The sequence below is a fragment of the Pseudomonas sp. EpS/L25 genome (genome assembly GCF_001512295.1).
GTDB lineage: Bacteria > Pseudomonadota > Gammaproteobacteria > Pseudomonadales > Pseudomonadaceae > Chryseomonas.
In genome coordinates this window covers 746263-769383 of record NZ_LNUP01000002.1, presented here as the reverse complement: position 1 = coordinate 769383, position 23121 = coordinate 746263, and the positions used below count along the sequence as shown (strand labels likewise).

Annotated in this window: 17 protein-coding genes and 1 pseudogene; 10 read left to right on the top strand and 8 right to left on the bottom strand. The window is 67.9% G+C overall.

Annotated elements, in window-relative coordinates:
- The first annotated feature begins 194 nt into the window (after positions 1–194).
- Both AR540_RS04600 and AR540_RS04595 read left to right on the top strand, forming a co-directional pair.
- Positions 195–2417, top strand: coding sequence for an ATP-binding protein (locus AR540_RS04600; RefSeq protein ID WP_059226658.1), 2223 nt, complete (start codon positions 195–197; stop codon positions 2415–2417).
- A 189-nt stretch (positions 2418–2606) separates the two neighbouring features.
- Positions 2607–3194 (top strand): LysE family translocator, encoded by a 588-nt coding sequence (locus AR540_RS04595; protein WP_059226657.1) that lies wholly within the window; start codon positions 2607–2609, stop codon positions 3192–3194.
- Here the strand turns inward: AR540_RS04595 and AR540_RS04590 are convergent.
- Positions 3174–4001 carry an AraC family transcriptional regulator gene (locus tag AR540_RS04590; RefSeq protein WP_059226656.1) on the bottom strand — a complete coding sequence of 276 codons (828 nt, stop codon included), beginning with the start codon at positions 3999–4001 and terminating at the stop codon, positions 3174–3176. The genes AR540_RS04595 and AR540_RS04590 overlap by 21 nt on opposite strands.
- Positions 4002–4425: 424 nt before the next feature.
- Between AR540_RS04590 and AR540_RS04585 the strand changes: the two genes are divergently transcribed.
- The 3 genes from AR540_RS04585 to mqo all read left to right on the top strand — a co-directional run bounded on the left by AR540_RS04585 (position 4426) and on the right by mqo (position 7357).
- Positions 4426–5334, top strand: coding sequence for an AEC family transporter (locus AR540_RS04585; RefSeq protein WP_059226655.1), 909 nt, complete (start codon positions 4426–4428; stop codon positions 5332–5334).
- Positions 5335–5433: 99 nt separating this feature from the next.
- Positions 5434–5829, top strand: a complete 396-nt coding sequence (locus AR540_RS04580; protein WP_059226654.1) for a cupin domain-containing protein — start codon at positions 5434–5436, stop codon at positions 5827–5829.
- 22 nt (positions 5830–5851) lie between these two features.
- Positions 5852–7357, top strand: coding sequence for a malate dehydrogenase (quinone) (mqo, locus tag AR540_RS04575; RefSeq protein ID WP_442963764.1), 1506 nt, complete (start codon positions 5852–5854; stop codon positions 7355–7357).
- Between the two features lie 40 nt (positions 7358–7397).
- Here the strand turns inward: mqo and AR540_RS04570 are convergent, their stop codons facing one another.
- The 4 genes from AR540_RS04570 to AR540_RS04555 all read right to left on the bottom strand — a co-directional run bounded on the left by AR540_RS04570 (position 7398) and on the right by AR540_RS04555 (position 10776).
- Positions 7398–8279 (bottom strand): NAD(P)-dependent oxidoreductase, encoded by an 882-nt coding sequence (locus AR540_RS04570; RefSeq protein ID WP_059226652.1) that lies wholly within the window; start codon positions 8277–8279, stop codon positions 7398–7400.
- 305 nt (positions 8280–8584) lie between these two features.
- The gene (locus tag AR540_RS04565) at positions 8585–9340 is read right to left on the bottom strand and encodes a molybdopterin-dependent oxidoreductase (protein WP_059226651.1); all 756 of its coding nucleotides are present in this window, start codon (positions 9338–9340) and stop codon (positions 8585–8587) included.
- On the bottom strand, positions 9327–9953 hold the full coding sequence (locus tag AR540_RS04560) for a cytochrome b/b6 domain-containing protein (RefSeq protein ID WP_059226650.1): 627 nt from the start codon (positions 9951–9953) through the stop codon (positions 9327–9329). The genes AR540_RS04565 and AR540_RS04560 overlap by 14 nt, the downstream gene beginning before the upstream one ends.
- A gap of 211 nt (positions 9954–10164) precedes the next feature.
- Positions 10165–10776 carry a hypothetical protein gene (locus AR540_RS04555; RefSeq protein WP_007160626.1) on the bottom strand — a complete coding sequence of 204 codons (612 nt, stop codon included), beginning with the start codon at positions 10774–10776 and terminating at the stop codon, positions 10165–10167.
- Positions 10777–10896: 120 nt separating this feature from the next.
- Here AR540_RS04555 and AR540_RS04550 point away from each other — a divergent pair, with 120 nt between their 5' ends.
- The 3 genes from AR540_RS04550 to AR540_RS04540 all read left to right on the top strand — a co-directional run bounded on the left by AR540_RS04550 (position 10897) and on the right by AR540_RS04540 (position 18220).
- Positions 10897–11568, top strand: coding sequence for a heavy metal response regulator transcription factor (locus AR540_RS04550; RefSeq protein ID WP_059226649.1), 672 nt, complete (start codon positions 10897–10899; stop codon positions 11566–11568).
- Positions 11565–12947, top strand: a complete 1383-nt coding sequence (locus tag AR540_RS04545; protein WP_059226648.1) for a heavy metal sensor histidine kinase — start codon at positions 11565–11567, stop codon at positions 12945–12947. Before AR540_RS04550 ends, AR540_RS04545 begins: the two co-directional genes overlap by 4 nt.
- 140 nt (positions 12948–13087) lie before the next feature.
- Positions 13088–18220, top strand: coding sequence for a DUF4011 domain-containing protein (locus AR540_RS04540; protein WP_059226647.1), 5133 nt, complete (start codon positions 13088–13090; stop codon positions 18218–18220).
- Between the two features lie 335 nt (positions 18221–18555).
- Here the strand turns inward: AR540_RS04540 and AR540_RS04535 are convergent, their stop codons facing one another.
- Positions 18556–19917, bottom strand: a complete 1362-nt coding sequence (locus tag AR540_RS04535) for an OprD family porin (RefSeq protein WP_153014165.1) — start codon at positions 19915–19917, stop codon at positions 18556–18558.
- Positions 19918–20061: 144 nt separating this feature from the next.
- Between AR540_RS04535 and AR540_RS04530 the strand changes: the two genes are divergently transcribed.
- On the top strand, positions 20062–20985 hold the full coding sequence (locus AR540_RS04530; protein ID WP_059226646.1) for a DNA/RNA non-specific endonuclease: 924 nt from the start codon (positions 20062–20064) through the stop codon (positions 20983–20985).
- On the opposite strand, the gene AR540_RS04525 is transcribed toward AR540_RS04530, so the two are convergent.
- The gene (locus tag AR540_RS04525; RefSeq protein ID WP_059226645.1) at positions 20982–22163 is read right to left on the bottom strand and encodes an MFS transporter; all 1182 of its coding nucleotides are present in this window, start codon (positions 22161–22163) and stop codon (positions 20982–20984) included. The two genes, AR540_RS04530 and AR540_RS04525, sit on opposite strands and share 4 nt — an antisense overlap.
- 95 nt (positions 22164–22258) lie before the next feature.
- Between AR540_RS04525 and AR540_RS04520 the strand changes: the two genes are divergently transcribed.
- Complete coding sequence (locus tag AR540_RS04520) at positions 22259–22816, top strand: TetR/AcrR family transcriptional regulator (RefSeq protein WP_059226644.1); 558 nt, start codon at positions 22259–22261, stop codon at positions 22814–22816.
- Positions 22817–22988: 172 nt separating this feature from the next.
- Here the strand turns inward: AR540_RS04520 and AR540_RS25200 are convergent.
- Positions 22989–23121, bottom strand: a pseudogene (locus AR540_RS25200) (IS5/IS1182 family transposase); the annotation flags it as partial.

Here is a 23121-nt window from a genome sequence, read left to right as displayed (position 1 = left end):
AAGCGCGAGCGCTGGCGCGCATCTCCTCAAAAAAATGATCGTAAAAATCGTTATCGAAGCAATCATATGAAAGAATGACTAAAAGGCTCCGTGCCATGAGGTGACCTACGTCACACTGGTGCGGATTCGACGCTATGACTTCAACAGGCGCGGCGGCGCGTGGTCACATTCAAGAGTTCATCTGAGACAGTCGCATGATTGCTGCCCCCTCCGGTCAGTCCCTGCAAAGCTGCGAAAGCGAGCCGATCCGCATTCCAGGCGCCATCCAGGCACACGGCTACCTCCTCGCTTTCGATGAGGCGGAGGGGCGGATCAAGCATGTCAGCCGTAATTTGCCCGAGCTGCTCGGCAAGCCGCAGGTCGAGCTGCTGGATCGACCTCTGCAGCAGGTGCTGCCCCTGGAGCTGTTCGAGCAGGTGCGGCAGGCCCTGACCCTGGAGCATCTGGAGGAAGCCAATCCGCTGAGCTGGATACGGCCGGTCCGCGACATGGACGTGATCCTGCATCGCAGCCATGGCCTGGTGTTCCTGGAGTTCGAGCCGGAGGATCATGGCGGCGTCGAACCCGCCGGGTTGGCCCGCGCCCTGGCCCGCCTGCAGCAGGCCCGTACCCTGCCCGAGCTGTGCGAAGGTGCGGTGCGCGAGGTGCGCGCCCTGACCGGCTTCGATCGGGTGGTGGTCTATCGCTTCGATGACGGCGGCGATGGCCAGGTGGTGGCCGAGGATCGAGTCGACGACATCGACAGCTACCTGGGCATGCACTTTCCGGCGAGCGACATTCCCGCCCAGGCCCGGGCGCTCTATCACGAGAACTGGATTCGCAACATCCCCGACGCCCAGTACGAGGCGATCCCGCTGGTACCGGCCTTTCTGCATGGCACCGAGCGCGACCCCATCGATCTGACCCATGCCGTGCTGCGCAGCGTATCGCCCATCCACTGCCAGTATGTGCGCAACCAAGGCCTGCGTGCCTCCATGAGCGTGTCGCTGATCAGCGACGACAAGCTCTGGGGGCTGATCAGCTGTGGCCATCGCGAGCCCCTCTATCTTCCCTATCGCACGCGGATGGCCTGCCGTTCGGTCGGGGTGCTGGTATCGCTGATGATCCGCGCCCTGGAAAATCGCCAGGTGCAATGCGAGATCGATGCCCGCGAGGCGCAACTGGCGGCCTTGATTCAGGGCATGTGCGACAGCCGTGGCGAGATGCTCAGCGGCCTCAGCGAAAGACCCACCGATCTCCTGGAGCTGGTGAATGCCGCCGGTGTGGCGGTGCTGGTGGAGGATGAACTCAGCACCTTGGGCGAATGCCCGAGTGCGGAAGACATCCGTATCCTCGCCGCCTGGGTGACCGCCGAGATGGACGCTTCGGGCATCTATGCGACGCGTTGCCTGGCCGATGAACTGCCCGAAGCCCGCCGCTACAGCGACAGGGCCAGCGGTGTCCTGGCGCTGGCGCTACCCAAGCCAGTGCGCAATCTGGTGCTCTGGTTCCGCCCCGAGATCGTCACCACCGTGGTCTGGAGCGGCAATCCGGCCAAGCTGGAAGCCACGTCGCCCGCGCCGGGCCCGGGGCTCAACTATCCGCATCCGCGACGCTCCTTCGATGCCTGGAAGGAGCTGGTACGCCTGCGCTCCGAACGCTGGCGCCCGGCCGATCTCTTTGCCGCCAAGGATCTACGTCGCTCGGCGATCGAGCTGGATCTGGCGCGTCAGGTCGAGCGCGAGCGCCAGGCCGTGCGACTGCGCGACGAGATCGTCGCGGCGGTTTCCCATGATCTGCGCAGCCCCATCACCATCATCCTGATGAAGGTCGGGATGTTGCAGCGGCAACTGGAAAAGCTGGATCTGGGCGATGACCGGCTGCCCAGTTCCCTGGAGGTCATAGAGACGGCCGCCAATCGCATGAACGCTCTGATCAATGATCTGCTCGACCTGTCGAAGATCGAATCGGATCGACTCGCGCTGGATCTGAAACCCGCGCGCCTGGCGGACGTCTGCGCGCAACCCATCCTGCTGTCGCGACCGCTGGCGGAGATCAAGAACATCAGCCTGGAATACGCCGCCGATCCGGAGCTCCAGGTGCTGGTGGAAGCCGAGCGCATCTTCCAGGTACTGATGAATCTGCTGGGCAACGCCATCAAGTTCACCGCACCGGGTGGCCTGGTGCAGTTGAGCATGCGGCGCCTCGACGACATGGCCGAGATCAGCGTGAGCGACAACGGTCGCGGCATGAGCCAGGCGCAGCAGGCCCGGGTGTTCGAGCGCTTCTGGCACGTCCAGGAAGACAACCCCACCGGCCACGGCCTGGGCCTCTACATCGCCAAGGGTATCGTCGAGGCCCACGGCGGCACCCTGACCGTCACCAGCGCCCTCGGCCAGGGCAGTACCTTCAGCTTCACCCTGCCGCTGGCGAATTAGCCAAGGAAAATCCCCGGTGGCCGACAGCGACGTTGAAACCACCGGGGGAGCGCTGGGCTCGCCACAATGGACGCCCTGGCAGCGCCTTGAATTCCCGCCTTCCGTCGGTCACTGCAGGGTGATTTTCTTCAATACCGCCGCTGACGCGACCGGCTAGCGTTCGAGTCTCCCTTAGCGAGAGACTTCGAGATGACGCTGATCCTGTCCATGGCCGCCTTCGCTCTGGTGGCTTCCCTATCCCCTGGCCCGGTCAACCTGGTGGGCTTCAATACCGGACTCACCCACGGTTGGCGTCCAGCCTTGCGCCACGTCGCCGGGGCGACCCTGGGCTTCGTCGCGCTGTTGCTGGCGGTGGGCTTCGGCCTGCACGAGCTGCTGACGGCCTGGCCACGGCTGCTCGACGTCCTGCGCGTGGCCGGCGCGCTCTTCCTGCTCTACCTGGCCTGGAAGCTGGCCCGGGCGGCGGGCGACCTGGGCAGCCGCCCACGGGATGACTGTCCGGGCTTTCGCGATGGCGCTCTGCTGCAATGGCTCAATCCCAAGGCCTGGCTGGCGGCGGCGGCGGGGGTGGCGCTGTTCGTCGGCGAGGATCGCCTGCGCCTGGCACTGTTCGCCGGGCTCTATCTGGTGATCTGTTTCGCTTCCCTGGCGTGCTGGGCGGTAGCGGGCGAATGGCTGCGCGGGCGCGCCCTGGCGCCGGCACGACTGCGCCTGCTCAATCGCGGGCTCGCCGCCCTGCTGGTGCTCTGCGCCGTCTCACTGCTGTGGGAGGGCTGAACCGCTGCGGTACTGGCCGGGCGTAGCCGCCACCAGGCGCTTGAAGGTGCGCTGCAGATGGGCCTGGTCGGCGAAGCCGGTGGCCAGGGCGACCTCGGCCAGCTCCTCGCCTTGGCGCAGGCGCTGGCGTGCCAGGCGGATGCGCTGGTCGATCAGGTAGGCGTGGGGCGTCAGGCCGTAACGCCGTTTGAAGCTGCGGATCAGATGGGTCGGTGAGAGTCCTACCGCCTGGCTCAGGTCGTCCAGGCTGATGGCTTCGGCGCAGCGGTCGGCCAGATAGTCGGCGGCCAGGCGCAGGCGGGGCGGGTCCGCGGCATCGCTCAGCGGTGGGCGGGGTGCGCCGAGTCGCTCCAGCAGGGTGCTCGCGTAGTCCCAGGCGTGGCTCTGCCGCTCCAAGGGGCCGGTCGCCACATCCAGCAGGCGGCGATAGAGGCGTACCAATCCGCCCGTCAGGCAAGGATCGTGCGCGAGTTGGGCAGCCAACGGCTGGAAGTCGCTGCCCGCCCGGCCTTGCACCGCGGCGAGCCAGCCAGGGTCCAGGTACAGCATGAGATAGCGCCAGGCCTGGTCCGAGCGCGGATTGCAGGCATGCACCTCTCCCGGATTCATCAGCACCAGGGTGCCGCGACCGACCCATTCGCGGGTGGGACCGTTGACGTAACGGCTTTCGCCGCCCAGCACCACGCCTACCGAGAAGGTTTCGTGGGAGTGCGGCGCGTAGCAGAGGCCGCGGCCATCGGCGATGGCTCGTGCCTCCAGGAAGGGTAGCGCGGGATCGCGCCAGAAACGGGGAGTGGTCGGCGACATGCCCTTTCCCTCACGAGGTAAGCAGCGCATGGGGCGAGGATTCGCCGGAATCCGGCCTCCGCCCTGCCGCTGCAGCTTAAAGCAAGGCAGCTGGCGGTGCATGCCGGTAGCGCCGGCCTTTCCGCGCCCATATGAAACCCGTGAAAGGAATCCGACAAACGTCTAAATGCGACAAAATGTCGCATAAAACCTGTAAACAAAGATGTCAATCGACCCTCTTAGAAGGAGTAAACCTCGATTGCAGAGCCTTTCAGGCGCAGCGACAGGCGTTGCGAAGGCTCGGCATGAAGACCACAGCGCTTCCTCAATCGAAGACCCGCACCGGGCAGGCACAGGAGTTTCGGATGTCTAGCAGTTCACTCGACGATCCAACGCCATTCCCCGATTTTCCTGGCGCATCCCCAGCGCTCGCGGGGCCACGGTCATGATCGAGACCATCGGACAGGCGCTCGCCCCCATCGTGTTCGTCACCCTCCTCGGCTGGTGCGCCGGCCGCTGGGGCGTCCTGCCCCAGGCGGCGAGCAAGACCCTCGCGACCTTCGTGGTCATTTTCGCCCTGCCTATCGCCCTGTTCCTCGCCGCCGCCAATACCCGCCCCGAGCAGATCCTCAATCTGCCCTATGTGGCCAGCCTGGCCGCGGGTCTGATCGGGGTCTGGCTGCTGGGGTTGCTGCTCGGTCGCTACCGCGGTGGCCGGACCTGGCGCGAAGGCGCCATGCGGGGCATCACGGTGGCCTTTCCCAACATGGCCTACTGCGGGCCGCCCGTGCTGACCGCCGCCATCGGCCCCTCCGCCGTGCTGGCGGTGATCGTCGGCAATCTGATCTTCACCCTGGTGGTCATCCCGCTGTCGCTGCTGCTGCTCAGTGGCGGGGGCGCCCGCCAGGCGCTGGGCAAGGCGCTGCGCCAGCCGCTGGTGATCCTGCCGCTGCTGGGGTTGATCTGCGCGCTGCTGGGTATCCGACTGCCTCACCTGCTGGTGACGGCGACGGACGAGATCGGCCGCGCGGCCGGTGGCGTCGCCTTGTTCACCCTGGGCCTGATCCTGTCGGGCATCCGGCCGAGCCTGGATCGCGACATCCTGCTCAACGTGGTGCTGAAGAATCTGCTGCAACCCCTGGTGATGCTGGGCGTCGGCCTGGCCGTGGGGCTACAGGGCGAGCTGCTCCGGCAAGTGTTCCTGCTCGGCGTGCTGCCGGCCGCCACGGCGGCACCCACCCTGGCGATGGCTCATGGCGTCTACACCGAGGACGCGGCGCGCAGCGTGTTGTTCAGCACCCTGCTCGCCATCCCGTGCATCGCCCTGGGCATCGTGCTGGCCGCCAGCTTGTAGCGGGCCGGTGCGCTGCAGGGCGTCAGGGCCCGGCGGGTGCCCTGAGTCGTCAGACAAACCCGCCCCCTAGCAACCCCACCGATGTTTCAGGAGACGGAAATGGCCATTCGATGTGTACGGCTCTGGACCGGCAGCGAGGGTGATTCGCTGTTCGAGGAAGGGCACCTGGAATTGGGCGAAGGCCTGCACGGCAAGGCCTCGGGCCTGCCGATCCCGGTCAGCGAGCTGTCCTTCCAGGAAACCACCGCGGGGGGCTCCTTCGCGTGGCACCAGGACCCTCAGCCGCAATTCGTCATCACCCTGAGCGGCACCCTGGAGTTCGAGGTCAAGTCGGGCAAGACCTTCGTGCTGCGACCCGGCGACGTGCTGCTGGCCCAGGACGACACCGGCTCCGGGCACCGCTGGAAGCTACTCGGCGACGAGCCCTGGCGCCGCGCCTACGTCATCTACGATCCCAGCGCCGACCTGCGCTTCGTCCCCCATACCGCCGCCTGAGTTGGAGCAACCCATCATGTCCCTGTCTTCCACGGCTTCACCCGACGTCGTCCTGATCGGCGCCGGTATCATGAGCGCCACCCTGGGCACCCTGCTCAAGGAACTCGACCCCGGCCTGAGCGTGACCCTGTTCGAGAGCCTGCACGACTGCGCCCAGGAGAGTTCCCAGGGCTGGAACAACGCCGGTACCGGCCACGCCGCCAACTGCGAACTGAACTACACCCCGCAACGGGACGACGGCAGCGTCGACATCGCCAAGGCGCTCAAGGTGAACACCCAGTTCGATCTGTCGCGTCAGCTCTGGGCCTACCTGGTCCGCAAGGGCGCCATCCCGGACCCGCAGGCCTTCATCCATGCCTGCCCCCACCTGAGTTTCGTCTGGGGTGCGGAGAACGTCGCCTTCTTGCGTGAGCGCCATCGCACCATGAGCGCCCACCACTGCTATCACGGCATGGAGTACAGCGAGGACCGCGCGCAGATCGCCCAGTGGGCGCCGCTGGTCATGGAGGGCCGCACCGCTGACGAACCGGTGGCCGCGACGCGCATGGTGACCGGCACCGATGTCGACTACGGCGCCCTCACCCATCTGCTGGTGCGCCAGCTCAGCCAGCAATCGGGTTTCGCCGTGCACTATCACCAGCGGGTGGTGGACCTGGCCCGCACCGACGGCGGTCGCTGGCGGGTGACGGTGGAGGACGTCGAGCACGGCGGGCGGGCGGAGGTCACCACCAAGTTCGTCTTCATCGGCGCGGGCGGTGGCTCGCTGCCGCTGCTGCAGAAATCCGGCATCCCGGAAGGCCATGGCTTCGGCGGCTTTCCCATCTCCGGCATCTGGCTGCGCTGCGACGTCCCGGCCCTGGCCGAACGGCACCAGGCCAAGGTCTATGGCAAGGCGCCCTCGGGCTCGCCGCCCATGTCGGTGCCGCACCTGGATACCCGCATCGTCGGCGGCCAGCGCTCGCTGCTGTTCGGGCCCTATGCGGGCTTCTCCTCGCGCTTCCTCAAGCACGGCGCCCTGACCGATCTCTTCACCTCGCTGCGCCATGACAACATCCTGCCGCTGCTGAACGTGGCCAAGGACAACCTGGACCTGACCGAGTACCTGATCGGGCAGATCTTCCAGAGCTCCAGCCAGCAATTCGCCATGCTGCAGCAGTTCTTCCCCCTGGCGATGAAACGCGACTGGCAGGAAGCGGTGGCCGGGCAGCGGGTGCAGACCATCAAGCCCACTGGCCAGCATGGCCTGTTGAGCAAGAAGGGCGAACTGGAATTCGGCACCGAACTGGTGAGCGCCGCGGACAGATCCATCGCCGCGCTGCTCGGCGCCTCCCCGGGTGCCTCGACGGCCGCGGCCATCGCCCTGGAGGTGTTGGAAACCTGCTTCCCCGAGCGTCTTACCGACGATGCCTGGCTGCCGGCCTTGCGGCGCATCCTGCCGACCTATGGGGTCGACCTGAAAACCGACGCCGCAGCCTGCCGGCAAAGCCGTAGCGAAACCGCAAAGGTGCTCGGAATCGTCGACGTCTGAGACGTCCTTGGCCGCACGCGTGGGCGTGCGGCCAAGGACATCAGTGGGTGGCAGCGTCTTCGGCTTCTTCCAGCAGGATATCGGCGGTGATGACGTAGTCGGCATCCGGATGCAATTCGGCGCCCAGCGCCAGTTGCTGCGCCGCAGCGGCCAGGGTCGGGGCGCCCTGGTAGGTGGCGTTGAGCTCGGCCAGCAGGAGGCCCATGTCCTTGTGCATCAGCGCCGCCGGGAATTGCGCGGCGAAGTCGCCCTCGCGCAGGGCGGCCAGCTTGCGCTGGTGATGGGGCGAGAGCACCGCCAGGTCGCCAAACACCTCGAACAGCACCTCGGCATCCAGCCCGGCGCGGGTGGCGTAGGCCAGCGCCTCGGCCAGGGCGGCGAGACCGGCGCCCATCAGGCCGTTGATGGCCAGCTTGATGGCCGCGCCCCGCCCGGTCGGACCGACGTGGTGCACGGTCTTGCCCAGGGTTTCGAGGATCGGGCGGGCACGTTCCACGGCCTCGGGTTCGCCGCCGGCCAGGACCACCAGTTGGGCTTGCTCCGCCTCCGGCGTACTGCCGGACACCGGCGCCTCGACCACCGCGATACCGCGGGCGCGACCGGCCGCGTCCAGGCGCAGCGACAGCGCAGGCGAGTTGGTGCTGGTGTTGATGAGCAGACGACCGCTTTCCAGGCGGGCGAGGACGCCCTCGGCGCCGAGCAGCACCTGTTCGAGGATGGCGTCATTGGGCAGGGAAACGATCACCACCTCGGCCTGGGGCAACAGCGTCGCCAGGGGCTCCATGGGGGTGCCATGGCGCTCGCCGTCCTGCTGGTGCTCGGCATAGGCCATGACCGGATAGCCGGCCTCGCGCAGGTTGGCACCCATGCGCTGGGCCATGGCGCCGAAGCCGATGAAACCGATCGAGGGATGGGCGGACATGACGAGACTCCTGGGTAGAGGGTGGGTGGTATCTCGACTATGCCCCTGGGCCGGGGTTCCGCCATCGAAAGCTTAGTCAACGTCTCGCGAGCTAGACCCAGACAAGGCACGACGACCAACGGGAGTAACAGCCAAAGGCTGGCCCGAAGGGTGAGCGCTAGCGAATCAAAGACCTGAGGAAGCGGATCGGACCCGCGCTCGGGTTTACGAGTGGTAAATGAGCATTGCGACGGGGCCGCCTAGGCCGGGCTGGCGACCCAGGGTCTTTTCAACGCAGTTCGGCCGACGCGCAGCAGACGTTGCGCCTAGATCCCGCTGAACCAGTTGTAGCCCTGGTCTTCCCAGTAGCCGCCGGGATAGTCGTTGGTCACGAACAGCGCCTGGATGTGCTTGGGATTCTTGAAGCCAAGCTTGGTGGGTACTCGCAGGCGCAGCGGATAGCCGTAGTCCGGCGGCAGGGCCACCTGGCCGAAGTCCAGCGCCAGCAGGGTCTGGGGGTGCAGCGCCGAGGCCATGTCGATGCTGGAGTAATAGCGGTCGGCGCACTTGAAGCCGACGTACTTGGCGCTGGTGTCGGCGCCGATGCGTTCGAGGAAGGTGCGCAGGGGCACCCCGCCCCACTGGCCGATGGCGCTCCAGCCTTCGATGCAGATGAAGCGGGTGATGTCGGCGCGCTGGGGTAGGCGGCGCAGGTCTTCCAGGGTCCAGGCCTGCTTGTTGGCGACCAGGCCGGAGACCTCCAGGCGATAGTCGCTGAGGTCGACTTCCGGGACGTTGTATTCGGGATAGAAGGCGTTGAAGGGAAAGGGATTGGTGATCTGGCTGGCGGCATAGGTCGGCGCCAGGCGCTCGCGGCCGAACAGCCAGGCCTGCACCCGGTCGTTGAAGCGCGACATCGACCAGAGCACCTTGTCGACGCTGTCGCCGTCCTGCAGGTTGCAGCCGCTGAGCATCGCCAGGGCACCCACGGTCAGGCCCTGCTTGAGCAGCAGCCGCCGTTGCAGATTTTCCACCTGCCGCTGTTGCGCCGGTTCCAGGCGCAGGCGTTCACGCCGACTCATCGTTAACCTCCTCGTGCGCCCGACCGGTGATCATCGGCGGCAGGGTGCGGGGGACCAGGATGACCAGGGCCAGGTGCACGACGACGAAGGCGCCGATGCCGGCCATGGCGAAGAAGTGCACGTAGCGGGCGTTGTCGAAACCGCCGAGCAGAGCGGCCAACCCCTGCAACTGTACGGGTTTCCAGATGGCCAGCCCCGAGAGCATCACCAGCACCCCGAGCGCCAGTACGCCCCAGTAGAGCAGGCGCTGCACGGCGTTGTAGGTACCCAACTGGTGCCCGAGGCGTAGCCGCAAGGCGGCGATGAAATCCCGGCCGAGGGCCCGCGGCGACAGCGGCAGGAAATCCCGCCGGAAGTGGCCGCTGAACAGCCCATAGAGCAGATAGATCAGGCCATTCACCAGCAGCAGCCAGAACACCGCCAGGTGCCAGGCGATGGCGCCGCCCAGCCAGCCGCCGAGGGTCGCCCAGGCGGGAAAGGTGAAGGAGAACAGCGGCGAGGCGTTGTAGATCGCCCAGCCACTCATGAACATGCAGGGCATCGCCAGGGCGTTGAGCCAATGGGTGAGGCGCACCGGCCAGCGGTGCACCAGACGCCGTCGCGAGGTGGTCATGGGGTTCCCCTCCACGGAAAGTTGGACGCGGTCGCCCGGCGACCGCTTAACTACATGGACTATTCAAAGCCTTGCGAGCTAGCGCCAAACAAGGCGGAAGGCCCTGAGGAAGCGGATCGGACTCGCGCTCGAGTTTACGAATGGTAAATGAGCATTCCGAAGGCCTTTTCAACGCCGTTTGGCCGACGCGCAGCTGGCTTTGGGTAGTTCATTACATGGGCGGGGTGAAACCGTCCTTGCCGACGGCTACACCCTTGGCGTGCTTGCCGTCTTCGGCGGGGAACAGCACTACCTTGGCGCCGGGCTTGAGCAGGCTGCGGTCACCCTTCTCGACATAGGCGATGGGCACGTCTTCCGGCACCACCAGCTGCTTCTCGCCGCCCTTGTACTGCACGGTCAGGGTGCGGCCGTTGGCCTTCTTGAGTTCGCCCACGGTGCCGTTGGTCATGGTACCGGTGCTGCCATCGGCGTTTTCCCAACCGTAGTGGCCTTCGCCGGAGCCGCGCAGGCTGGCCTCGAACACTGTCACTTCCAGCGCCTTGAGGGTGCCGTCAGGCTGGGGCGTGGCGGCGGAGCCGATGAAGCTGTTGGCTTCGATGCGATCCAGGTTGGCCTTGGACACGGCGCGGTAGCTGGTCTTGTCATCCAGCATCAGGGTCTGGTGGGCACCATTGCGGGTGGTGAAGGCCAGGGTGTCGCCCTGGACGCTGTCCACCGTGCCACGCATGGGCTTGACGGTGGGCATGGGCGCGGCCTGGGCCAGCAGGGCGCTGCCGGCGAGCAGCAGGGCAAGGGAACCGCGGAGCAGGGTCTGGGTACGCATGAAGCCTCCTGGGGTAGGTAATCGCCCAGCCACCTTGCGCCCCGGCGGGGGTCGCGAAGATGACCGGCGGATGACAAAAATGTCACCCCTGTCTGACAACCAAAGCCCTACCATGGCGTCATGCACATTCTCCTCATCGAAGACGACCAGAAGACCGGCGAGTACCTGAAGAAGGGCCTCGGCGAATCCGGCTACGCGGTCGACTGGACCCAGCACGGCGCCGACGGCCTGCACCTGGCCCTGGATGGCCGTTACGACCTGATCATCCTCGACGTGATGCTGCCCGGCATCGACGGCTGGCAGATCATGGAAGTCCTGCGCAAGAAGCTCGACGTGCCGGTGCTCTTCCTCACCGCTCGCGACGGCCTGCAGGATCGTATCCGCGGCCTGGAGCTGGGCGCCGACGACTACCTGGTCAAGCCCTTCTCCTTCGTCGAGCTGCTGCTGCGCATCCGCACCCTGCTGCGGCGTGGCGTGGTGCGCGAGCCCGAGCAGTTCCACCTGGCCGATCTGCAGCTCGACCTCCTGCGGCGGCGGGTGACCCGCGGCGACGACCTCATCACCCTGACCAACAAGGAATTCGCCCTGCTGCACCTGCTGCTGCGCCGCGAGGGTGAGGTGCTGTCGCGCACCCTGATCGCCGCCGAGGTCTGGGACATGAATTTCGACAGCGACACCAATGTGGTGGACGTGGCCATCAAGCGGCTGCGCGCCAAGGTCGACAACCCCTACCCGGTCAAGCTGATCCATACCGTGCGCGGCATCGGCTACGTCTGCGAGGTGCGGCCTTGAGCGCGCGGTCACCCTCGCTGATCCTGCGCGCCACCCTGGGTTTCGCCCTGGTGGCGCTGCTCGCCGTGGGCGGCGCGGGGGCCTTCCTCTACCACAGCCTGGAACGTACCGTGCTGGAGCGCGCCGACTACGCCCTGCTCGGACGCCTGGCGCATTTTCGCAGCCTGCTCAGTACCGACCTGTCGCTGGAGACCCTCGGTCACAGTCCGCAGCTGTTCGCCAACATGCTGGGCAACGAGCAGGATGTCTTTCTCATCGGCACGCCCGGCGCCAAGCCGGTGATCGCCTCCAATCCGCTGCAGATCGCCCTCCCCGAGCTGGTCGTGGTACCCCAGACGCGGCGACCGACGCGGGCCGATCTGCGCGAAGGCACCCTGGCCGACGGCACCCGCTGGCGTGCGGCCCGGGTCGCGGTGAATACCGCCGAAGGTCCGGTGGAACTGACCGCTGCCCATGTGCTGCGCAGCGAGGACACCACCCTGGCCGATTTCCGTCTGGGCCTGCTCGGCGCCGTGACCCTGGCCTTCCTCGCCACCGCCGGGCTCGGCTATCTGCTGCTGCGGCGCGGGCTGGCACCCCTGCGGCGCATCGCCCGCCATGCCGGTGGCATCACCCCGACCCGGCTGGCCGCGCCCCTGGAGCTGGCCGATGCCCCGCGCGAGTTGCAACCCCTGGTGGAGAACTACAACGCCATGCTGGCGCGCCTGGCCGACGGCTATGGCCGGCTGGTGCAGTTTTCCGCCGACCTCGCCCACGAGATCCGCACCCCGATCAATGCCCTCATGGGCCATACCGAGGTGGCCCTGCGCCAGGTACGCAGCGCCGAGGACTACCAGACGCTGCTGGCGTCCAACCTGGAGGAGCTGGAGCGAATCTCGCGGCTGGTGGAAAGCATCCTCTTCCTCGCCCGCGCCGACGACGCCCAGGCGGTGCTGACCCCGCAGCCGTTGCAGCTGGACGAAGAGCTGGCGCGCATCGCCGACTATTTCGAAGGCCCGGCCGACGAGCGCGGCCTACGCCTGGTGGTGGCCGGTGACGGCCAGGTGGTCGCCGATCCGCTGATGCTGCGCCGCGCCCTGAGCAACCTGGTGGCCAACGCCATTCGCTACGCCGAACCGGATGGCGAGATTCGCCTGCAGGCGGACGGCGGCCGGATAAGCGTCAGCAACACTGGGCCCGCCCTGGCACCGGCGCACCTGCAACGGCTGTTCGACCGCTTCTACCGCGCCGATCCGTCCCGCCATCAACCCCATGATTCCAATGGCCTGGGCCTGGCCATCGTCGCGGCCATCATGCGCCTGCACGGCGGTCGTGCCGAGGTCGAGCAGGACGCGCGGGGCATCCATTTCAGCCTGGTCTTCCCGCATCCGGCAAGCTGAACCGCGACCTACCCCTCAAACCACGCAACCACCCGTCACCAAAGGACTTTTTCCGCTTGCCCAGGCGGGCTATGGGCTGCATCGACCCGCCCACTACTGTACATTCATCTACCTTAGGCAATAAGCAAGGGTGGTAGGCGATGAGCGTGGATGTCGAACTGGTGCTGGCCGGCAAGATCGGCTTCGCGGCGCACCAGAACGCGGTGCCCGTGCTGCGTGAATTGCGCCTCACCCACAGTGGCCCTGTCCCCCTGGCCGATCTCAGCCTGACGGTCACCGCCGAGCCGGCCTTCGTGGTCCCGCGCACCTGGCACCTGGAGCGCCTCGATCCCCAGGGCACCCTCCATCTCGATGATCGCGACCTCGAGTTCGACGCCGTGCTGCTCGGCAGCCTGCAGGAGAGCCTGGTCGCCCAGCTGACCTTCACGGTGCGCCAGGGCGAGACGATCCTGCAGACACGGCGCTATCTGGTCGAGCTGCTGGCGCGCAACCAGTGGGGCGGCGTGGACAGCATGCCCGAGCTGGCCGCGGCCTTCGTCATGCCCAACGATCCGGCGGTGGAGCTCCTGCTGGGCGCGGCCGCCGAGGTCTTGCGCCGCGCCGGCAAGTCCACGGCGCTGGACGGGTACGAGAGCGGCTCGCGGCGGCGCGTCTGGGAACTGGGCTCGGCGCTCTGGTCGGCGCTGTGTGGTCTGCAGCTGACCTATGCGGTGCCGCCCGCCAGCTTCGAGCGCCAGGGCCAGAAGATCCGCACGCCGGGCAGCATCCTCGACGGTGGCCTGGCCACCTGCCTGGATCTCGCCCTGCTCGCCTGCGCGGCGCTGGAACAGGCCGGCCTCAATCCACTGCTGGTCATCACCCGCGGCCATGCCTTCGCCGGGGTCTGGCTGCAACCCCAGGAATTCGCCCAGCTGCTCACCGACGACGCCGAGCCGGTGCGCAAGCGGGTGGCGCTCAAGGACCTGCTGGTCTTCGAGACCACCCAGACCACCGCTTCGCCGCCGCCGTCCTTCAGTCAGGCCATGCAACTGGCCGAGCGCCAGCTGGACGACGAGACCTTCGTACTGGCCCTGGACGTCCGCCGTGCCCGCCTGCAACGCATCCGCCCGCTGGCGGTGCCCGGCCAGCCGGCCAGCAACGCGGACGGTCTGCTGCTGCCGGGCGAGGCCCTGGAAGAAGCCCCGCCGTTGCCGGCGTTCGACGTGGACGTCGAGGCGGCGCCGACCACCCCGGTCGGACGCCTGGCGCTGTGGCAGCGCAAGCTGCTCGACCTCACCACCCGTAATCGCCTGCTGCACGTGCCGGACAACGCCCGCAGCGTGCCCCTGCTCTGCCCCGAGCCGGCGGCGCTGGAAGATCGCCTGGCCGAGGGCCGGGCGCTGCGCCTGGTGCCGCTGCCGGACCTGGCGGTGAGCGGCCGCGACGCCGTGCTGCACGAGGCCCGCGAACGCGTGAATCTCGACGACGAATACGCCCGCGGCGCCCTGGCCCGCGGCGAGGTGGTCGCCCCCCTGGATGCGACCAAACTGGACGCGGCGCTGGTGGAACTCTATCGCCGCGCCCGCAGCGATCTCGACGAGGGCGGCGCCAACACCCTCTACCTGGCGCTGGGCTTCCTGCGCTGGAAAAAGGCCGCTGACGATCCCAAGCACTACCGCGCGCCGCTGATCCTGCTGCCGGTGCGCCTGGAACGGCAGAGCGCCGCCAGCGGCATTACCCTGCACCTGTTCGAGGACGAGCCGCGCTTCAACCTGACCCTGCTGGAGCTCCTGCGCCACGACTTCGACCTGGACATCCCCGGTCTCGACGGCCCGCTGCCCGGCGATGGCAACGGCATCGACGTGGACGGCATCTGGACCAAGGTCCGCCGTGCGGTACGCGACCTGCCCGGCTTCGAGGTCAGCAGCGAATTGCTGCTGGGCCAGTTTTCCTTCGCCAAGTACCTGATGTGGAAGGACCTCACCGAGCGCAGCGACCAGCTCCTGGAAAGCCCGTTGGTGCGCCACCTGCTGGAGCGCACCACGGAATCCGGCGCCTACCTGAGCGGCGGCGGCTTTCCCCGTGAGCGCGAGCTGGATCGCCAGGTCACCCCGGCCGAACTCTTCACCCCGTTGCCGGCGGATTCCTCGCAACTGGCGGCGGTGCTGGCCTCGGCCGGTGGCCAGGATTTCGTCCTCGACGGCCCGCCCGGCACCGGCAAGTCCCAGACCATCGCCAACATGATCGCCCACAACCTGGCGCTCGGTCGGCGGGTCCTGTTCGTCGCCGAGAAGCGCGCCGCCCTGGACGTGGTGTATCGCCGCCTGGAAGCCCAGGGCCTTGGCGAGTTCTGCCTGGAACTGCATTCGAGCAAGGCCTCCAAGGCCGAGGTGCTCAAGCAGCTGGAGCGGGCCTGGGATACCCGCTATGGCCTCGACGAAGAGGAATGGCTGGCCGAGGCCGCCGAGGTGGAACGCCTGCGCGATCGCCTCAATGCCGTGGTGGAGCGCCTGCACCGACGTTGGCCCAACGGCCTGACCCTGCAGCAGAGCATCGGCCGGGTCCTGCGCGACGCCGCCCCTGATACCCCGCGCCTCGCCTGGTCCAACGCCGACGCCCATGACGCCGAGGGCCTGGCCGAGCTGCGCAACGCCGTGCGGCGCCTGGCCCTGCACGCCGAGACCGGCCGCAGCCTGGCGGTCGATTTCGCCCTCCTGCCAGCCCATCCCTGGTCCAACGCCTGGCAGGATGCCCTGGTCAGCGCCGCCGAACGGCTGCGCGACACCCAACACGCCTTGCAGCAGGCGCGGCAACGCCTGCGCGACGTCCTCGGCCTGCCGCTGGCCGACCAGGTCACGCCCCGGCGCCTGCTGGAGTTCACCGAGCTGCTGCAGAGCGCCGCCGGCCAGGACCTGGCCTTCGCCTTCGGGCCTGGCGCCGCCGAGCGCCAGCGGCAGCTGGGGCGCGCCCTGGAGTTGCTGCGCGAATACCAGACGCTGGAGCGCGAGCTGTCGGTGCCCTATGCTGCCGAAGCCTGTCGCCGCGTCGCCCTGACCCAGCTGGAAACCGCCTGGGACGCCGCCGGGCAGCGCTTCTGGATCTTTGCCAGCCGTGCCCAGCGCCAGGTCACCCAGGATCTCGCCCGCCAGGGCGAAACCCAGGGCCAACCCGATGTGGCCGCCGACCTGCCGCGGCTGCGCCGCCAGCGCACCCTGCTCACCGAGCTGGACGATCTGGCGCCCACCCTTGGCAGCATCACCGGCTGGCAGGGCGTCAGCAGCGACCTCGACGCCCTGCTCGCCCGCCGCGCCCTGGCGGAGAAGCTGAGCGCGGCGCTGCCGACCCTGGCGGAAACCCCGGAACAACTGCTGGCCCTGCGCCAGGCGGCAGCGCGCCGGTTGCAGCATCCCGAGGACCAGCCGGTGGACACCACCCTGGCCCCGGCCAGCGGTGCCTTCGCCGAGGCCCTCGACGCGGCCGAAGCCGCCCGCCAGGCATTCGCCGCGCAGGCGGGATTGGCCAGTGACACCGCCGCCGCCGAGCTGGTGCGTACCGCTGCCGCGCTGCTGCGTCAGCCGGGCCGCCTCAAGGCCTGGTGCGACTGGCAGCGGGTCCGCGAGGAAGCCGACGCCCTCGGTCTGGCAACTCTGATCACGCGCGCCACGACCGCCCCGGCCGAGGACCTGGCAGCCCTGTTCGAGACCGCCTATGCCCGCTGGTTCGCCGCCACCGCGCTGGACGCCGAGCCGCTGCTGCGCGACTTCGTCCCGGCCGAGCACGAGAGCGATATCCAGGCCTATCGCCGGCTGGACGACCGCCTGCAGCAGCTCGCCGTGCGCCATATCCGCGCCCGGCTCTGTGGCGAGCTGCCGCCGAAGAACGACGCGGCGCGCCAGGGTGGCGGCTTCGCCGTACTCAAGCACGAACTGCAGAAGCAACGCCGACACAAGCCGCTGCGCCAGTTGGCCCTGGAAATGGGCGACGCCCTGGCGCGGCTGGCGCCCTGCATGCTGATGAGTCCGCTGTCCATCGCCCAGTACCTGCCCCCGGACGGCGGCCTGTTCGACCTGGTGATCTTCGACGAAGCCTCGCAGATCGCCCCCTGGGACGCGGTGGGCGCCATCGCCCGCGGCGTACAGGTGGTGATCGCCGGCGATCCCCGGCAGATGCCGCCGACCCGCTTCTTCGATCGTGCCGCCGGCGAGGACGACACCGCCGAGGACCTGGAAAGCATCCTCGACGAATGCCTGGGCGCCGGCATCTACAGCCACAGTCTCAACTGGCATTACCGCAGTCGCCACGAGAGCCTGATCGCCTTTTCCAACCACCACTACTATGACGGCAAGCTCATCACCTTCCCCGCGCCGGAGATCCGTCCGAGCGCGGTGGAATGGCGGCGGGTCGACGGCGTCTACGCCAAGGGCAAGGGGCGGCACAATGCCCTGGAGGCCCAAGCCATGGTCGCCGAGGCGGTCAAGCGCCTGCTCGATCCGGCCTTTGCCGGCCTCAGCCTGGGCATCATCACCCTCAACAGCGAACAGCAGCGGCTGGTCACCGACCTGCTCGACCGCGCGCGCCAGCAGCACCCGGAGATCGAGGCGCACTTCGCCGAAGACCTGGCCGAGCCGGTGGTGGTGAAGAACCTGGAAACGGTCCAGGGCGACGAGCGCGACCTGATCATGCTCGGCATCGGCTTCGGTCCCACCGAGCCCGGCGCCAATACGATGTCGATGAACTTCGGTCCGTTGAACAAGGACGGTGGCTGGCGCCGCCTCAATGTCGCCGTGACCCGGGCGCGGCGAGAGATGCTGGTGTTCTCCTCCTTCGATCCGGGGCTGATCGACCTCAATCGCACCAATGCCCGCGCGGTACGCGATCTCAAGCTGTTCCTAGAATTCGCCCAGCGCGGTCCCCAGGCCCTGGCCGCGGCGGTCAAGGGGTCGCTGGGTGGCCACGATTCGCCCTTCGAGGAAGCCGTGGCCCAGGCGCTACGAGCCAAGGGCTGGCAGGTGGTACCGCAGATCGGCGTCTCGCGCTTCCGCATCGACCTGGGCATCGTCCATCCCGACCGGCCGGGCGACTATCTGGTGGGCATCGAATGCGACGGCGCCACCTACCACAGCGCCGCCACCGCCCGCGACCGCGACAAGACCCGCAGCGCCATCCTCCAGGGCCTGGGCTGGACGCTGCTGCGCGTCTGGTCCACCGAATGGTGGATCGACCGTGCGGGGGCCACCGAGCGGTTGCATGGGGAGATCGAGCGGCTGCTGGAGGAGTCGCGGGCGGGGGGTTGATATGAGGGGGGTGGGCTTCGCTGTGCTCAGCGCCAACCTCCGGTGTGATGCGTGGATTGGGCGTAGCGAGTCCGATGTCTTGGTGTGTGGTAACCCTCACCCCGGCCCTCTCCCCGCGGGAGAGGGGGCGGTTGGGTCCGGCGTGGGTAGTGGCTTTTTCCCTGGTATCGCGATGCCAAGGCGGGCGTCGCGTGGTACACCGCGCCGCGTTTTCCACTGATGAACTGCACATAGACGTGGATAAGGCTGCGCCGTTATCCACCCTACGCGGCACACCCGCTTTCGTAGGCTGGCGCTGAGGCGGCTCCATCGCCGAAGCCCAACAAAGCCAGGCCTCAAAGGATATTCAACGGATACTCGGTGATCAGCCGCGTCTCGGCCACGGTGCCGCCGGTGCTCTGGCTGCCGGAATGCCAGGCCTGGCGCAGGCGGAAGCTGAGGTCCTTGGCCGGGCCGCTCTGCAGCACGTACTTGGCCTCCAGGTCGGTCTCGTGCTCCTTCTCACCATCGCCATAGAGGCCCGCATAGGCCGAATCGGCGGCCACCTGGGTGCCGTCGATGCCGCTGCCGCGGGTATGCCGCACCATCAGGCTCAAGCCGGGAACGCCGTAGCTTTCCAGGTCCAGGTCGTAGCGCGCCTGCCAGCTGCGCTCGCCCGGGCCATTGAAGTCGGAGAATTGCATCGAGTTGCCGAGCAGGATGGAGTCGCCGAAGGAGCCCGGCACCGGCGCACCGAAGACCGCGTAGTCGAAGGGTTCGTCACCATGGACGCGCTGGTGGATCAGGGTGAAGGTATGGGCGCCGGTCTGGAAGGCGGCGGCCAGCGACCAGGCGGTGTTGTCGATGCTGCCGGCCTTGGCGCTGCCGGCGTCCAGGGTGCGGTAGAGGTTGCCGTCGAAGGTCAGGCTCTGTTCGGCGGCCAGGGGCACCACGTAGTTCAGGTTGCCGTAGTACTGGTCCCAGACATCTTCGAAGTGCCCGGTGTAGAGCGAGGCACTGAGGTGATCGCTGAACTTGTAGACGCCACCGGCGTAGCTCGCGGAGGAGGCTTCGACCCCGGCGTAGCCCGCGTAGATGCCCCCGTCCGAGCTGGTCATGCGTGGCGCCGTGCCGGCGGTGAAATGGCCGCCCTCGAGCATCAGCTGATCGACCTCCTGGCTCACCAGGCTCCAGCCGCGGGCGGTTTGGGGCAGTAGCCAGTTGCCGCCCGCCGCCAGCACCGGCGCCGTCGGCTGCTGGTCACCGTACTTGAGCACGGTGTTGGAGATCCGCAGCTTGACCGCCGCCCCGCCCCGGCTGAATTCATCACGCTGGCTGCCATCGCCATCCACCGGCAGGTTGGGCGTATTGGCGTGACCATCGCCGCCATCCAGCTTGAGGCCCAGGTAGCCGAAGGCGTCCACCCCGACGCCGACGGTGCCCTGGGTGAAGCCCGAGGTGTAGTTGAGCAGGAAGGCCTGGGTCCAGCTGCGCGGATCGCGGCTGTTGCGCGGCTCGGCGCCATGGCCGTCGCCTTCGTTCTGGCGCAGGTAGTAGTAGTTGCGCAGCAGCAGGGTGAGTTCGCTGTCCTCGACGAAGCCCTTGGCGTCGGACTGCTGGCTGGCCAGGGCCGCGCCGGTGAGCAACAGGCCGGGCACGCCCAGCAGCCAGGCCCGGTGGCGAAGGGGACGAAGTGAAGACAGTGACAGGCGATTCATGGGCGTCTCGATAGCGGGTGGATAACGGGGTGGAGACCGCCGTAGGACGACCGAGTTCACCCTTTGCCACGCCAGCCGGGCCTGTCATGCCCTGGTAATACCGATCTGCTGCGCTAGCCTTTACCCATTCTCCCGAGGCCTGCCATGACCACCATCGATCTCGCTTACCGCCCGCGCCTCGCCGACCTGCGCCCCCTGCTCCCGGAGCCCACCGGCCTGCGCGCGGCCGAACCGCGGGTCACCCCGGCCGCCAGCCTGGCGGATCGCCAGGGTTACCAGGCCGCTTTTCTCGGCGATTTCCCAGTGCCCTGGCCGCGGCCGAGCGCAGCCTTGGCCAGCGATGTATACCCCCTGCCCGACTCCGGCGACCGGCTGGACTACACCCATTTCTCGGTCACCCTATCGGCCAGCCGGCGGATGGCGCTCTGGGTCGGGGTCAATATCGACGGCAACCAGCCCGTCGAGGTGCCACGCAGCCGTGACACCTGGGCCTACGATGGCCGGGTGCCGCTGGAGGCCCAACTCGGCGAGGCGCTCTATGCTGACAACCTGCTCGACCGTGGCCACCTGGTGCGGCGCCAGGACCCCAACTGGGGAGCCGCGGCCACCCGGGCCAACGAAGACACCTTCCATTTCACCAACTGCGCGCCGCAGATGGCCGCCTTCAACCAGAAGACCTGGCTGGAGCTGGAGGACTACATCCTCGCCAACACCCGGCGCTGGCAGGCGCGGGTCAGCGTCTTCAGCGGCCCGGTGCTGCGCGCCGATGATCGCCCCTATCGCGACGCCCGGATTCCCGAGGCCTTCTGGAAGGTGGTGGCCTTTCTCGGCGACGATGGCAAACCCTCCGCCAGCGCCTACCTCATCGACCAACGCCGCGAGCTGGACGAACTGTCCATCGCCTTCGGCCGGTTGCGCACCTACCAGTGCAGCGTGCTGCACATCGAGCAACTGACCGGCATCGACTTCGGCTCGTTGAGCGCTTACGACGGCTTTTCCAACGAGGAGCGCGCCACCGGCACCCCCGTCGAGCGGGCCCTTTCCGGTCCAGCCGATATCCTGCTCTAACCCGGCTGCACGCTGGCGCGCGGCAGGCTGTTGCGCACCCCCAGCACCGCCAGCAGGATCACGCCGGACAGGTACAACTCGGCGGCGCCGGTCAGGCCCAGCCGGGGCACCAGGCTGCTCACCGCCAGGGCGGGCAGGCAGAACGCCAGGTAGCTGAGGACATAGAAGGCCGCCAGCAGGCCGGCGCGCTGGGCCGGCTCCGCCAGCGGCAGCAGACTGCGGGTGGCGCCGAGAAAACCGCTGCCGAAGCCGACGCCGGTCACCAGGGTGCCCAGGGCGAAGAGCCCCAGCTGGCCGCTGGCTACCGCCAACCAGAGCACTGCCGGCCCGGCCACCAGGGTACTCGCTCCCAGGCGCAGCAGGCGCGCGGCCGGCCAGTGGCGCAGGCCATGCAGACAGGCCGCGCCGGTGAGCGTGAGGCCGGCCACCACCACCCCGCCGACCAGGATCGACGTCGTACCGGTCGCCGCCTTGACCAGCCCCGGCATCAGCGACAGATAGAAGCCGCCCACTGCCCAGACCGCCAGCTCCAGCGGCAATACCCGCCACAGCATGGCGCGGGCCTGGAGCGGCACTGCCAGTTGGGGACGCAAGGCGGCGAGCAGGCCCGGCCGACGCGGCACGCTGTCGGGCAGGCGCAGCAACGCCAGGCCCTGCAGCACGAAGAGCAGCAGGAACAGCCGATAGACCAGTTGCAACGGCGCCGGTGCGAACTCCACCAGCAGCCCACAACCCAGGGCGCCGGCCGCCATGCCGAGCAGCGGCGTCAGGCTGTTCAGCCAGGGACCACGCTCGGCATCCACGTCGAGCAGCGCCGCGCCCAGGGCGCTGGTGGCGATGCCGGTCGCCAGGCCCTGCAACGTCCGGGCGAGCACCAGGTCCGCCAGCCCCTCGGCCTGGTGGAACAGCAGCATGGCGAGGATCTCCAGCAGCAGGGCCCCCAGGATCACCGGGCGGCGCCCCAGGTGATCGGATAGCCGCCCGCCCACCAGCAAGGCGGCCAGCAGGGCCAGGGCATAGACCGCGAACACCAGGGTCAGCCAGAAGGTGGAAAAGCCCCAGGCCAGCTGGTAGCTGGCGTACAGTGGCGTCGGCGCGCTGGAGGCGGCCAGGAAGGTGAGGAGCACCATTCCAAGCAGGGTCAGGCGGGTGCCGGGAGCAGCGGGCAAGAACGTCATGGTCAAACCCTAAAGCTAATAAATTGCTTTAGAGCCTGAGCCCTTTTCACGGCAAAAGCAATGCGCTTGCGTTAAGGCGCAGGTATTCTGTCGGCATGACCACCAAGCAATCTCGTCCCGGCGGCCGCAGTGCCCGGGTCCAGCAAGCCATCCACGAGGCCGTCCTGGTCTTGCTGCAGGAACAGCCGCGGGAGTCCCTGACGGTGCCGCTGATCGCCGCCCGCGCCGGCGTTACCCCGTCCACCCTCTATCGTCGCTGGGGCAATCTGCCCAGCCTGCTGGCCGACGTCGAACTGCAACGCCTGCGCCCGGATCAGCCGCCGGAGGACACGGGCAGCCTGAGAGGCGATCTCGAACGCTGGCTCGAAGACTATGTCGACGACCTGGCCTCCACGCCTGGCCAGGCCATGCTCCGGGATGCCCTGGCCGCCACCGACCCCGGCTGCGCGGTACGCTGCACCGAGCCGACCCGGGAGCGCCTGGAACTCATGCTCGAACGTGCCCAGGCGCGGGGCGAGTCGCCGCCAACCCTCGAAAGCCTGCTGGACGGCCTGGTCGCCCCGCTGGTCTATCGGACGTTGTTTCGCGCCGAGCGCCCCGATCACCCGCTATGCCAACGCCTGCTCGCCCGAGCGTTGCGTCCGGACGGCTAACGCCAATCCATATCTAAGAGCCTGTTCAAAATCTGCTGCACGTCGGCCAAACGGCGTTGAAAATGGCCTGGGTCGCCAGCCCGGTCGGAATGCTCATTTACCACTCGTAAACTCCGCTTCCTCAGCCATTTTCGCCTTGTTTGGCTCTAGCTCGCGAGATTTTGAACAGGCTCTAGGCTCTGTACGAAAAATACTGGCGCAGACAGCGCAGCGTGCAAGCGAGCGTGACCATCGCCGCGAAACTTTTTGCCAGCTTGTCGTAGCGAGTGCCGATCCTGCGACTCTCCTTCAGCCAGCCGAACATC